This is a genomic window from Mycobacterium sp. 1482292.6, assembly GCF_001672995.1.
Taxonomy (GTDB): domain Bacteria; phylum Actinomycetota; class Actinomycetes; order Mycobacteriales; family Mycobacteriaceae; genus Mycobacterium; species Mycobacterium europaeum_A.
In genome coordinates, this window is sequence record NZ_LZKV01000194.1 from 18,070 (window position 1) to 30,393 (window position 12,324).

The following is a 12,324-nucleotide window of genomic DNA, read 5'->3' on the forward strand; positions in this document are numbered from 1 at the left end:
AAAGCGTACTCACGTCAGCTATCTTCGGCGGGACAATTCAATACCTGGTCAAGATCGGGTAAAGGCACGCTGCCTGCAGTTCTTGAATGCAAGCAATCTGACGTGAGCGCGAAGTATGTTGGCCAGCTACTGAGCGGGTACACGCCCACTCGTGCACGAGGAAACTCAGGGCAGGGATGGAGTGTCGCCTTCCAGACATCGCCGTCGACCCGACCCGTTACCGTTGATGCCCATGGATGGCGACCGAGGTGACTCTGCCTTCACCTGGCAGGGCCGGCGCGAATTGGTGAGTCGCATGCATGACCAGCTCGATGAGCTGGTGGCGGCGCGCGACCAAATGGAACAACTGGTGCGGGTCATCGTCGAGATCGGCTCGGATCTGGACCTGGACGTGACGCTGCAGCGGGTCCTCAACGCGGCGATGGAGCTGACCGGCGCCCGCTACGCCGCCCTGGGCATCCGCGCCGCCGATGGTGCGCTCGTTTCCTTCGTGCATGCGGGAATCGACGTCGATACGGCACGGCGGCTAGGCGAGCTCCCGATCGGCGATGGTCTGCGCGTCGACGATCTGAATACCCATCCCGACACAGCGGAGCTGGCCGGACACGAACCGCCGATGCATGCGCTGCTCGGCATCCCGATCACGGTGCGGGGGGCCAACTTCGGCAGCCTGTATTTGGCTGACGACCGTCCGGGACGCGTCTTCTCCGACTCCCAGGAAGGCGCCGTACGAGCGATGGCCACGGCGGCGGCCGCCGCCATCGACAACGCCCGACTATTCGAACGAGAGCGCGAATCGGCGAGATGGACGAAGGCCAGCCGCGAGATCACGACGGCGCTGTTGTCCGGCGACCCGCAGACGGGGCCGTTGCAGCTCATTGTGAACCGGGCGTTGGAGCTGGCGGGCGCCGAGCAGGCGATCCTGCTGGTGCCCCGGGAGCCCGAACGGCCCGTCGGCGAGGTCGACACCCTGGTCGTGGCCGCAACGGCGGGCCGCTACTCCTCGGAGGTGATTGGTCGGCAGGTTCCGATGGACGGCTCGACCACGGGCGGTGTGGCCCGCCGCGGGCTGCCGCTGATCACTGACTCCTTCGAATACCCGATCGAGGGATTCACCGACGTGGGCGAACGCTCGGCGATCGTCATGCCGCTGATCGCCGACGGTGCCGTACTCGGCGTCATCGCCGTCGCGCGCGACCCGCACCAGTCCGCCTTCGGCAACGACTACCTGGATCTCGTCAGCGACTTCGCCCGGCACGCGGCCATCGCACTGGCGCTGGCGGCGGGTCGCGAACACGCGCTCAACCAGGAACTGGCCCAGGCCGACACGGTCGATGACGCCGTGCATGCCGCCGCCGAGGAATTGCGCCGGCTATGGCGGGCACGCCGGGTTCTGGCCGTCACCTTCCCCGCACAAAGCTCGTCCGCCGAAATGGCGTTCGGTGAACCCCAAGTCGTGTCGGTTGGCGAGCCGGCAGAGTGGGCCGATTTGTCACCGCACACCCAGCAGGCGCTCAGTTCATTGCGCGACGGCGACCTGCTCACCTCTAACTCAAGAGAGCCCGGGACGGCTGGCATCGCACTGCAGCACCCCGACGGTGTGCTCGTCGTCTGGATCGATCTGACCGACCAGCGCCTGTTCACCCTTGAGGACCAGACCTTGCTCACGGTCTTGGCGGGCCGCCTCGGCCAGGGGCTGCAGCGGGTGCATCAGGTCGACCAGCAACGCGAAACCGCGCTGGCCCTGCAACACGCGATCCTCGGCCCGGCCGATCTGCCGGCCGGCTTCGCGGTGCGGTATCAGGCCGCGACGAGGCCTCTGCAGGTCGGCGGCGACTGGTACGACATCGTCGACCTGGAAGACGGACGGATCGCCTTGATCGTCGGCGATTGTGTGGGCCACGGCCTGGCCGCGGCCACCGTGATGGGCCAGGTGCGCAGCGCCTGTCGCGCGCTGTTGTTCGAAAACCCAAGTCCCGGTGCGGCTCTCGCCGGGATGGATCGCTTCGCCGCGCGGCTGCCCGGCGCGCAATGCACCACCGCGGTCTGCGCGGTGCTCACTCCCGAGACCGGTGAACTGGTTTACTCCAGCGCCGGTCACCCGCCGCCCATCCTGGTGCACAGCGACGGCACCACCCAGATGCTCGACGACGGCCACACCATCGCCCTTGGGATACGGGGTGACTGGCCCCGCCCGGAAGCCCGTGTGACCATCCCGGCACGTTCGACGCTGATGCTCTACACCGACGGCCTGGTCGAGCGCCGCCGTGTCCCGCTCGACCACGGCATCTCCCGGGTGGCCGGCGCCGCACAGGACGCCCGCGCGTTGACGCTGGACGAACTGGCCAACCAGGTCATGTCCGGTGTCGCGCCGACCGGCGGATACCAGGACGACGTCGTCCTGTTGCTCTATCGCCACCCGGCCCCGCTGGAGCTGAATTTTCCCGCCGACGTCAGTCAACTCGCGCCCACCCGCACCGCCTTGCGTCACTGGCTGGCCAAGGCGCGATTGGACCCGGATCAGACGATGAACGTGCTCGTGGCCGCCGGGGAAGCCGTGGCCAACGCCATCGAGCATGGTCACCGACATAGACCGCAAGGCGTAATTCGCCTCGGTGCGATCGCAACCGGCGACGCGGTCCGATTGACCATCACCGACACTGGCTCGTGGAAGGCTCCACAGCCCGCGTCCCACTCTCATCGCGGTCGGGGTATTCCCCTCATGCGAAGCCTCATGCACGATGTCGATATCCGTCCCGACGACGACGGCACCACAGTCCACCTATCCGCAAGGATCACCTGATGACCACCCCGCTCACGCTCGACACCGCGCGCGGCAGCGACGGGAAATTCGTGCTGGTCGTCGAGGGGGAAATCGACCTGAGCAATATCGATGCGTTCAACCAGGCGTTGGCCGGCGCCGCTAACCAGGCCACTGGCAGCGAGGAAGCTTTACTCGTCGACATCAGCGCTGTCGAGTACCTCGACAGCGCCGCGATCAGCGCACTCGCCTCCCAAGCCGACCGCATCGAGCTGCTGGCCAACCCGATCCTGATGTCCGTGCTGCGAATCAGCGGCCTGAGCGAACTGACCAAGGTCGAACCCGCGCCGCCGAGGCAGTGACGCCGCGGCGGTCCCGCGTTCACACCGCGCGCACTCGCGGCGGCCGCGCTAGCGTAAACGCCTCTCAGTATTTAGTTCGAAGGATTGAATCCGTATGCCCGCGATCATGATCCGGTTGCCCCTCACCATGACGGCGGTGATCTTCGTGGTGGCGGCCGGCGCGGCGGTGGGCGACCATCCGCCCGCAGGGGCGGGTGCACCGAACGTGGTGCTGACGGGAGGTGCCGCGGCCTCGTCGCAGGGTGTGATCGCCTCGCCGGCCGGACGCTGGCCTGCGCCCCTCGACGTTGCGCCGGCGAAAATCGACAAGAGCGTCGCGACCGTCACCTATGACTGCGGGAATCAATCTCCCATCAACGTCGTGAGCATCGACTCCAACGTCACCTTGAACGGGTCGTGCGGTGAGGTCGACGTCAGCGGCTCGGCGAACACGGTGAATCTGCAATCGGTGGCGGTCATCAAAGCCACCGGCTCGGGCAACCACATCACTTGGCAGCAGGGGCCCGGCGGCGCGGTGCCGCAAATCAGCAACCCTGGCGCCAGCAACAGCATCGTCGGTCCCGCCGGCATACAGCCGCCATTCCCCGGAAGTTGATCGGCAAAGTCAATCCCGTTGTCGCACAGCGTAACTGTCACGGATGCTGGCCGGCGGACGCGCGGCATGCCACGATGGCCTAATGGGTGACGACGCGCTGAGCGCGGAACGCGAATTCAACGAGCAGAATATCGACGAGTTCCGCCGCAATGGCGGCAAAGTGGGCGGGCAATTCGAGGGTTTCCCGCTGCTGCTGCTGACGTCGACCGGAGCGCGAAGCGGCGCCCAGCGCGTCAACCCGGTCGCCTACTTCGATATCGACGGCAAAATTTATGTCGTTGGTTCCGCGGCGGGCCGGGACAACAATCCCGCATGGGTGCACAACATTCGCGCCAACCCCCGCGTGACTGTCGAGATCGGTTCGGAGGCCGCGAAACCCGCGACCGCGCGTGAATTACCGCGCGACGAAAGGGATTCGGTCTATTCGGTGGTGGTCGAACGTGCGCCCGGGTTCGGGGAATACCAGCAACGCACCGATCGACTGATCCCGGTGTTCGAATTGATAACCGACTGAAGGCGCGCGGGGCAACGGTATTCGGGCTCGTCAAATCCGGCCCGTTAATTCCGGTGCTTGCCGCACAATGATGGGCGCGGGTCAGGCCGGAAGCGACCGGTCATCACGCCCGCCTTGCCCGAACGACGAAGTGAGGTCGGCGATGAGACATTACCTGCGACGCTGCGTGATCGGTGCGGCCGCGCTGGTGTTGGTCGGGTTGCCGGTGACGGCGATCGCAACGCCGGCGACGAGCCGCGCCGACGGTGAATGCGCCCCGGGTTGGGGCTGGAGCGCGGAGTTGAACGAATGTGTGTTCCTCCTCCCGGCCGCAAACGGACCGGGCGGGCCTGGAGGGCCGGGCGGCCCTGGAGGGCCCGGCGGGCCCGGAGGACCGGGCGGACCCGGTGGACCGGGACGCCCCGGGCCACACTAGAAAGCCGGCTAGCTGCGGCGACGCGACGCTCGGTCTGGCGAGACAGCCGGGCGGTGGGGGCGTGGGAACTCCACGCACCCACCTTTCGTTATACCGGCTAAGTAACCTGTGATTCCGAGGGGGACAGTAGCCGCATGCCACGCACAGACAACGACACCTGGGATTTGGCGACCAGTGTGGGCGCCACCGCCACGATGGTCGCAGCCGCGCGAGCGATCGCGACCAAAGCCGACAACCCGTTGATCGAGGACCGCTTCGCCGAACCGCTGGTTCGTGCCGTCGGGGTGGACTTCTTCACGCGCTGGGTCTCCGGCGACCTGGTAGCCGCAGACGTCGACGACCACGAATCCGGCTGGAAGCTCGAACACATGCCCGCCGCGATGGCCGCCCGAACCCGATTCTTCGACTCCTTCTTCGGCGCCGCGACGCAGGCCGGGATCCGGCAGGCCGTGATCTTGGCGTCGGGCCTCGACGCACGCGCTTACCGGTTGGCCTGGCCGGCCGATATGACCGTGTTCGAGATCGACCAGCCGCAGGTGATCGAATTCAAGACCGCGACGCTGGCCAAGCTGGATGCCGCCCCGACGGCGGAGTTGCGTACCGTCGCGGTCGACCTGCGCAACGACTGGCCGAAGGCATTGGTAGACGCCGGATTTGACCAGAGCCGGCCCACCGCGTGGATCGCGGAGGGGCTCCTCGGGTACCTGCCGCCCGAGGCCCAAGACCGCCTGCTGGACAACATCACCGCACTCAGCGCCGCCGGCAGCCGGCTGGCGTGCGAAGCTATTCCGGACATGTCGGAAGTGGACACCGAGAAGGCCCAGCAGATGATGCAGAAGGCCGCCGCGAAATGGCGCGAGCACGGCTTCGAGCTGGATTTCGGCGAGCTCGGTTATCAGGGTGAGCGCAACGACGTCGCCGTCTATCTGGACAACCTGGGATGGCGGTCGGAGGGCGCGCGGATGACTCAGCTGCTGGCCGACTGCGGCCTGGATGCGATTCCGCAAACCAATGATTCCGTCTCGGTGGCCGACACCATCTATTACAGCTCGGAGCTATGTCAATGACCGCACCGCAGCGACGAGGGCTCAACGACGCCGTCACGCGGATATGGAGCTTCCTTGCTCCGGTCTACGATCTGCCGTTCCTGCAGCAGTGGGTGTACCGGCCTCCGCACAACGAGGTGATCGCACAGCTGCGCACTCATGGCGCTCGCAAGATCGCTGACATCGCTTGCGGCACGGGGATTTTGAGTGATCGGATCGAGCGCGAACTGCAGCCCGACGAGATCTACGGCGTCGACATGTCCGACGGGATGCTCAGCCAGGCTCGCGCCAGGTCGGACCGGGTGCAATGGCTGCGCGCGCCGGCCGAGCAGCTCCCGTTTGACGACGGCGCTCTGGATGCCGTGGTGACAACCTCGGCCTTCCATTTCTTCGATCAGCCGGCGGCATTGCGGGAATTTCACCGCGTGCTGGCGCCGGGCGGCCTGGTTGCCGTCTCGGCGCTCAGTACGCGGCAACCGCGGCTGCAGTCCTCCGCGAACTCCCGGTGGAAACCGCAACACAACGCTTCGGCACCCGAGATGCGGACATTATTCGAAAACGCCGGGTTCTCGATCAGCGATCAGCACCGGATCCCGCGACCGGTGTGGACGGCGCTGGTGCCTGACCTGCTGACTGTCGGGATCAAAAGCTGAAGCCAGCGCCGAGCGTGAAAACCGCTCGGCGCCAACGTAAACAAGCGAAGACGCCCGCTTCGCCGATCGGCGAAGCGGGCGTCTTGTCAGCTATCGATCACAGCGGGATCCACACTCCGAAGAGCCAGAAGCCCCACTGGTTGAAACCGGGATCCCAAATGGGAGTTTCCTGGTAGCCCCAGTAATTGATCGGGCCGTAGTCCCAGTGCCCACCGGGCGGAGGGAGCGGTCGATCCCAGGCCGGCCGCGGCGGCGCGCCCGCTCCCCAGGGGCCAGGTCCGTCGCCCCACGGTGCACCGTGGAAGTAACCGCGCTGGGCGTCTCCGTGCCAAGGGCCGCCGGGGTGGGGATCCGGTCCACCGAATCCGCCGGGAGCACCGGGGTGATCGCCTGGACCACCGGGGCCGCCAGGCCCGCCTGGGTGGTCACCGGGGCCGCCAGGCCCGCCCGGACCGCCGGGATGATCGGGGCCAGGGCCACCCGGACCACCCGGACCACCGGGGTGATCACCAGGCGGCGGACCGCCAGGACCACCGGGGCCGCCGGGGTGGCCACCGGGACCACCGGGCCCTCCCGGTCCGCCCGGGCCGCCGGGATCGTTGGGACCGGTGGGAGCGTGGCCGCCACCGGGCGCCGCCCCGCCGTGATTACCCGGAGGCTGTGGCGCTCCGGGCGCAGCGTTGGCAAACCCGGCGCCCATGCCCAAGGCCGCAGCGCTGAGCGCTCCGGCGATGGTCACCCCTCCGACAAGTTGCTTCAACTTCATGATGCTTCACCTATCCACTAGGGATTTCTTGCAAGGAAGTTCGTTAGAACACCCCCCGTTACATCCCCGACGCTAGATAGGTTTCCTATGGACTGGCTGTGTCCCGGCCATGCAGAACGTTTGGTCGCGGCCGCCACCATGCCGCGCTCAACCCGTCATCCGCCCGAGCGCGGCCAGCCGCGCAGCGCATTCACCAGGTCTTTTCCGCGAATCGGCGCGGACCAACACGGTGCGTAGGTCGGTTTGGGAAGGCTATGTTGGCTAGTCGGCAAGGGTTTTCATCTATATGGTTGCGGCCGTGCCGAGTGCGTCACATCCGCACGAACCCCACGTCGGTTCGGTGTCGTCGAAATTGAATTGGCTGCGCGCGGGCGTCCTGGGTGCCAATGACGGAATCGTCTCCACCGCGGGCATCGTCGTGGGGGTCGCGGCCGCCACCGCCGAACGCGCCCCGATATTGACCGCGGGCAGCGCCGGCCTGGTCGCCGGGGCGGTGTCGATGGCGCTGGGCGAATATGTTTCCGTCAGCACCCAGCGCGACACGGAGAAGGCGTTGCTCAGCCAGGAGCGTCGCGAACTGCGCGAAGACCCGGCCGCCGAGCTGGACGAGCTCGCCGCACTGTATGAAGCGAAGGGCCTGACGCCGGCAACGGCTCGCACCGTGGCCGAGGAACTCACCGACCACAATCCGCTGCTCGCCCACGCCGAAGTCGAACTGGGTATCAACCCCGACGAGCTGACGAACCCGTGGCAGGCGGCATCGTCGTCGGCGCTTTCGTTTGCGATCGGTGCGCTCTTGCCGTTGGTCGCGATCCTGGTCCCGCCGACCACGTGGCGAGTCCCCGTCACGGTCGTCGCCGTACTCGTGGCGCTGGTCATCACCGGTGCGGTCTCGGCCGGCTTGGGCGGAGCCCGCAAGGGCCGAGCCGTGCTGCGCAATGCCATCGGCGGCAGCCTCGCGCTGGGGGTCACCTACGTGATCGGTCATCTGGTGGGCGCCGCAATCGGCTGACCGATGAGCGTCACGGCGCGGTGCGCAGCCGACGACTGGAAGCGCAACTGTAACATCCACAGTTGCGGTCCTCAGTAGAGCCCGCAATCCCATCACCCGAAGGGTCATGCAGTGGCCGAGCCCGATATCGCGCCGGAGGAAGCTTCCTGGGCGGAACCCGTGCCGTACTTTGTCCGCGACGAAAACCACTTCGTCCCAACCAAGATCGCGCGTGGCGGATGGGGCCCATCACTGAGCGGACATGTCGTCGGCGGACTCTTGGCGTGGGCGGTCGAGGATGCGGCCCGGGACGCGGAACTGCAACCGGCGCGCTTGACCGTCGACCTACCCCGGCCCACGGCCTTGGCGCCGCTCGAGGTGCACACGAAGGTGCAACACGACCGACGCCGATTGCGGCTGGTCGAGGCCGTGATCACCCAGGACGGCGCCCCGGTGGCGCAGGCGAGCGCGCTGTTTTTGCGGCGTGGCGCCCAGCCCGAGGGGCAGGTCTGGTCGCCACCGGTGCAAATGCCACCGATCCCGCTGGACGACGCCTACTCGACGCTGTTCATGCGCACCTACGGCTGGGGCGCGGACGTACAGAATCCCGATCCGGACTGGCCGCAAGGCGACGGTCCGAAATACACGTGGATCCATGAGACACGGCCGCTGATCGACGACGAACCGCTCACCGCCTTCACCCGCGTGGCCATGGCCGGTGACATCACGGCGTCGATCGCCAACTGGGGCACCAACTCCCTGCAGTTCATCAACGTCGACTACACGCTCACGCTCAGCCGGCTGCCCGAGGGCGCCCATGTCGGGCTCGCCTCCCTGACGCACCACAGCCACGACGGGGTGGCCAGCGGCTCGGCGGTCCTGGTGGACGCCAACGGCCCGATCGGCACCGGGGTGTCCGTCGCGATTGCACACTCGGGATTCCGCCCGCCCTCCACCGATCCGTCCGCCAGGTGAGCCGAAAGGAATTGGCACGTGACATTCTGGGCGTTGGTCGCCGACGCGGCACAGCGCGGATCACCCCGACCGCTTCTCGCCGATGAATACGGGCGGAGCCTGACAGCGGGCCAACTGCACGACGCCGCGTGCGCAACCGCTGCCGCCTTGGCCGAACGGGGGGTACGCCCGGGAACGGTCGTGTCCTGGCAGCTGCCCACCACGCTGGAAACCATGGTGGTGATGGCCGCACTCGCCCGGCTCGGTGCGGTCCAGAACCCGATCATCCCCATCCTGCGGGAAAGCGAGGTCGGCTTCATCACCGGCCAACTGCACTCCGAATTTCTTGTGGTTCCCCGGCTTTGGCGCGGCTTCGAATACGGTGAGCTGGCCCGGGCATTGTCGAGGGACAGGGGCTTCGAGGTCCTCACCCTCGACCTGGCAACACCGCCGTCCACCGGCCGGCTGCGGCTGCCCGGTGCCGACACCGCAGCGCTCCCGCCGCCGCCCAGATCCGCCGACGACCCACGCTGGATCTACTATTCTTCGGGAACCACCGCGGCCCCCAAGGGGATCCGTCACACCGACACGTCGGTGATCGCCGGCTCGGCGGGAGTGGTGGGCATGGTGGGCGCCAACAGTAGCGACGTGGATCCGATCGCCTTCCCAGTCGCACACATCGGCGGGGCGGCGATGCTGGCCACCGGGTTGCTGACCGGCATGCGGTTGGTCCTGTTCGAGACGTTCGACCCGGCCACCACGCCGTGGGTCATCGCGGCGCACAATCCGACGTTCCTGGGGACCGCGACCCCGTTCTTCGTTGCATTCCTCGAAGCTCAACGGGCCCAAGGCGATCGGCCGCTGTTTCCGTCGGTCCGGGGCTGCCTGGCCGGGGGAGCGCCCGTCACCGCCGAACTCAGTCGCCAGGTCCGCGACACCTTCGGCCTGGCCGGCATCGCCAATGCGTGGGGCATGACCGAGTTTCCGTGCGCGACGTCACCCTCGTTGACCGCCGCGCCCGGGGTGCTCGATCACACCGTCGGGCCGCCGGTCCCTGGGGTCGCAGTCCGCGCGGTCGACAGCCGCGGCGTCGAACTGGCCGCCGGTCAGGAGGGCGAGCTGCTGCTGAAGGGACCCCAGTGCTTCCTCGGCTACGCCGACCCGGCGCTCGACGCCGACGCGTTCGACGACGAAGGCTGGTTGCGCACAGGTGATCTCGGCCTGATCGATGCCGACGGCAATGTCCGCGTCACGGGCCGCACCAAGGACGCGATCATCCGCAACGCGGAGAACATCTCGGCGCTCGAAATCGAGAATGCGCTCGCCACCCATCCCGACGTCGCCGATGTCGCCGTGATCGGCATTCCGGACCCCCGAACCGGCGAACGCGTCTGTGCCGTCGTGGTGCCCGCGACGGCCGACGGTGTGACGTTGGAATCCCTTGTGCGACATTGCCAATCACGCGGCCTCAGCCGATACAAACACCCCGAACACCTGGTGGTCGTCGAGACGCTGCCGCGCAATCAGTTCGGCAAGGTGATCAAGAAGGAGCTGCGCGCGGCCTTCGGATGACCAACGTCCATTCGAACTTGATAGCGCATGCGCTATCAAGTTTCGAATCGCGGATATCCCTCCCGGACGGCCCGCAAGCGGCCGCCGCGATCGCCGGTCCTACAACCCCTTAGGCGCATCGCGGACGGCCTGCACCGCCGCGGCGTCGCCGTCGAAGTCGACCTTGGCCTGCCGCCCCACGCTGAACAGCAAGAGCTCCTCGGGCGCCCCGGTCACCGTCACCGCCGGCCCCTGACCGGCGGTGAGCACCGTCTTGCCCTCCGGGGTACGCAGCGCCACCCGGCCGGGCACCTTGGCGAGGGTGACCCGGGCCATCAACGGCAGGGTGCGCCGCAGCATCTTGCTCAGGGCGGGCTCCAGCGAGCGCGGCTGCCAGCCCGGCTGCGCGCGGCGCACGTCCTCGTGGTGGATGAACATCTCGGCCACGTTGGCCACCGGGTCGAGCAGTTTGAGCGGCGAGTAGACCGGCGGGCCGGCGGCGAGCTTGCCGACCAGCTCATCCCACGCATTCCGCTCGGCCACCTGGTTCTGCACCTTCTCGGTGTGGGAGGCGAAGAAAGGAATCAGGATGCCGGGCGCGGCGTCGGGACGGTACTCACGGATCACCAGGTGTGCGGCCAGGTCCCGCGTCTTCCATCCCTCGCACAGCGTGGGCGCGTCCGGCCCGACGCCGCGCATGGTTTCCACCAGGGCGGCACGTTCGCGTTGAGCAACAGACATGCGTTCAGCCTAGAGGCGGTTGCCCCGAAGTGGATGGGTCCACCGAACACCAATGGTGGGCGGCTCGGTAAATTTGAGACGTCACTGTCCTTTGGAAAGGAGCTGTAGGAGCAGTCATGAACGCGCGCGTCGAGCAGTTGGAGTTTCAGGCAGAGGCTCGGCAACTGCTGGATCTGATGGTCCATTCCGTCTACTCCAATAAGGACTCGTTCCTGCGGGAGTTGATCTCCAACGCCTCCGACGCGCTGGACAAGCTGCGGCTTGAAGCGTTCCGTAACAAGGACCTCGACGTCGACACCTCCGACCTGCACATCGAGATCGACGTGGACAAGGATGCGCGCATCCTGACCATCCGTGACAACGGCATCGGGATGACCCGCGCCGAAGTGGTGGATCTGATCGGCACGCTGGCCAAGTCGGGCACCGCCGAGCTGCGCAAGCAACTAAGGGAGGCGCAGAACCTGAAAAACCGAGCGGCCTCGGAGGAACTCATCGGCCAGTTCGGTATCGGTTTCTATTCGAGTTTCATGGTCGCCGACAAGGTCGAGCTGCTCACCCGCAAAGCCGGCGAGAGCGAGGCCACCAAATGGGAATCCAGCGGCGAGGGCACCTACACCATCGAATCGGTCGACGACGCCCCGCAGGGAACGTCGGTCATCCTGCACCTCAAGCCCGAGGACGCCGAGGACGAGCTGCACGACTACACCGCGGAGTTCAAGATCAGGAGCCTGGTCAAGAAATACTCCGACTTCATCGCCTGGCCCATCCGCATGCAGGTCGAGCGGCGAGAACCGGCCGGCGAGGAGGGCGGCGAGGAGACCGTCACCATCGAGACCGAAACAACCCTCAACTCGATGAAGGCCCTGTGGGCCAGGCCCAAAGAAGAGGTCTCCGAAGAGGAGTACAAGGAGTTCTACAAGCACATCGCGCACGCCTGGGACGACCCGCTCGAGGTCATCGCGATGCGCGCCGAAG

12 protein-coding genes are annotated in these 12,324 nt (G+C 67.0%); 10 read left to right on the forward strand and 2 right to left on the reverse strand.

Features of this window, described 5'->3' with window-relative positions; all coding sequences use genetic code 11:
* The first annotated feature begins 232 nt into the window (after positions 1–232).
* From A5624_RS19335 to A5624_RS19360, 6 genes are all read left to right on the forward strand, one after another.
* Complete coding sequence (locus A5624_RS19335; protein WP_066869523.1) at positions 233–2,803, forward strand: SpoIIE family protein phosphatase; 2,571 nt, start codon at positions 233–235, stop codon at positions 2,801–2,803.
* Complete coding sequence (locus A5624_RS19340; RefSeq protein ID WP_066869526.1) at positions 2,803–3,123, forward strand: STAS domain-containing protein; 321 nt, start codon at positions 2,803–2,805, stop codon at positions 3,121–3,123. The genes A5624_RS19335 and A5624_RS19340 overlap by 1 nt, the downstream gene beginning before the upstream one ends.
* A 94-nt stretch (positions 3,124–3,217) precedes the next feature.
* Positions 3,218–3,718, forward strand: a complete 501-nt coding sequence (locus A5624_RS19345) for a DUF3060 domain-containing protein (protein WP_066869529.1) — start codon at positions 3,218–3,220, stop codon at positions 3,716–3,718.
* A gap of 82 nt (positions 3,719–3,800) precedes the next feature.
* Positions 3,801–4,232 carry a nitroreductase family deazaflavin-dependent oxidoreductase gene (locus A5624_RS19350; RefSeq protein ID WP_066869532.1) on the forward strand — a complete coding sequence of 144 codons (432 nt, stop codon included), beginning with the start codon at positions 3,801–3,803 and terminating at the stop codon, positions 4,230–4,232.
* 549 nt (positions 4,233–4,781) lie between these two features.
* Positions 4,782–5,714, forward strand: coding sequence for a class I SAM-dependent methyltransferase (locus A5624_RS19355; protein WP_066869535.1), 933 nt, complete (start codon positions 4,782–4,784; stop codon positions 5,712–5,714).
* Positions 5,711–6,346 (forward strand): class I SAM-dependent methyltransferase, encoded by a 636-nt coding sequence (locus tag A5624_RS19360; protein WP_066869538.1) that lies wholly within the window; start codon positions 5,711–5,713, stop codon positions 6,344–6,346. The genes A5624_RS19355 and A5624_RS19360 overlap by 4 nt, the downstream gene beginning before the upstream one ends.
* A 97-nt stretch (positions 6,347–6,443) precedes the next feature.
* On the opposite strand, the gene A5624_RS29140 is transcribed toward A5624_RS19360, so the two are convergent.
* Positions 6,444–7,112 carry a chitin-binding protein gene (locus A5624_RS29140; protein ID WP_082976042.1) on the reverse strand — a complete coding sequence of 223 codons (669 nt, stop codon included), beginning with the start codon at positions 7,110–7,112 and terminating at the stop codon, positions 6,444–6,446.
* A gap of 298 nt (positions 7,113–7,410) precedes the next feature.
* Here A5624_RS29140 and A5624_RS19370 point away from each other — a divergent pair, with 298 nt between their 5' ends.
* The 3 genes from A5624_RS19370 (at position 7,411) to A5624_RS19380 (ending at position 10,629) form a co-directional block, all read left to right on the forward strand.
* Entirely contained in the window at positions 7,411–8,124 is a 714-nt protein-coding gene (locus tag A5624_RS19370; RefSeq protein ID WP_066869552.1) for a VIT family protein, read from the forward strand.
* Positions 8,125–8,235: 111 nt separating this feature from the next.
* On the forward strand, positions 8,236–9,078 hold the full coding sequence (locus A5624_RS19375) for a thioesterase family protein (RefSeq protein ID WP_066869543.1): 843 nt from the start codon (positions 8,236–8,238) through the stop codon (positions 9,076–9,078).
* Positions 9,079–9,096: 18 nt separating this feature from the next.
* On the forward strand, positions 9,097–10,629 hold the full coding sequence (locus tag A5624_RS19380) for a class I adenylate-forming enzyme family protein (protein WP_066869546.1): 1,533 nt from the start codon (positions 9,097–9,099) through the stop codon (positions 10,627–10,629).
* Positions 10,630–10,728: 99 nt separating this feature from the next.
* Here the strand turns inward: A5624_RS19380 and A5624_RS19385 are convergent, their stop codons facing one another.
* Positions 10,729–11,349: a TIGR03085 family metal-binding protein gene (locus A5624_RS19385; RefSeq protein ID WP_066869549.1), complete on the reverse strand. Its 621-nt coding sequence runs from the start codon at positions 11,347–11,349 to the stop codon at positions 10,729–10,731.
* 116 nt (positions 11,350–11,465) lie between these two features.
* On the opposite strand from A5624_RS19385, the gene A5624_RS19390 reads away from it, so the two are divergent.
* Positions 11,466–12,324, forward strand: an 859-nt coding sequence (locus A5624_RS19390) for an ATP-binding protein (protein ID WP_197518997.1), incomplete at its 3' end; no start/stop codon positions are given.

What these genes read in the sequence shown, in the direction of transcription:
- A5624_RS19335 (WP_066869523.1), top strand. Translation starts at nt 233, where the DNA reads ATGGATGGCGACCGAGGTGACTCTGCCTTCACCTGGCAGGGCCGGCGC.
- A5624_RS19340 (WP_066869526.1), top strand. Translation starts at nt 2,803, where the DNA reads ATGACCACCCCGCTCACGCTCGACACCGCGCGCGGCAGCGACGGGAAA.
- A5624_RS19345 (WP_066869529.1), top strand. Translation starts at nt 3,218, where the DNA reads ATGCCCGCGATCATGATCCGGTTGCCCCTCACCATGACGGCGGTGATC.
- A5624_RS19350 (WP_066869532.1), top strand. Translation starts at nt 3,801, where the DNA reads ATGGGTGACGACGCGCTGAGCGCGGAACGCGAATTCAACGAGCAGAAT.
- A5624_RS19355 (WP_066869535.1), top strand. Translation starts at nt 4,782, where the DNA reads ATGCCACGCACAGACAACGACACCTGGGATTTGGCGACCAGTGTGGGC.
- A5624_RS19360 (WP_066869538.1), top strand. Translation starts at nt 5,711, where the DNA reads ATGACCGCACCGCAGCGACGAGGGCTCAACGACGCCGTCACGCGGATA.
- A5624_RS29140 (WP_082976042.1), bottom strand. Translation starts at nt 7,112, where the DNA reads ATGAAGTTGAAGCAACTTGTCGGAGGGGTGACCATCGCCGGAGCGCTC.
- A5624_RS19385 (WP_066869549.1), bottom strand. Translation starts at nt 11,349, where the DNA reads ATGTCTGTTGCTCAACGCGAACGTGCCGCCCTGGTGGAAACCATGCGC.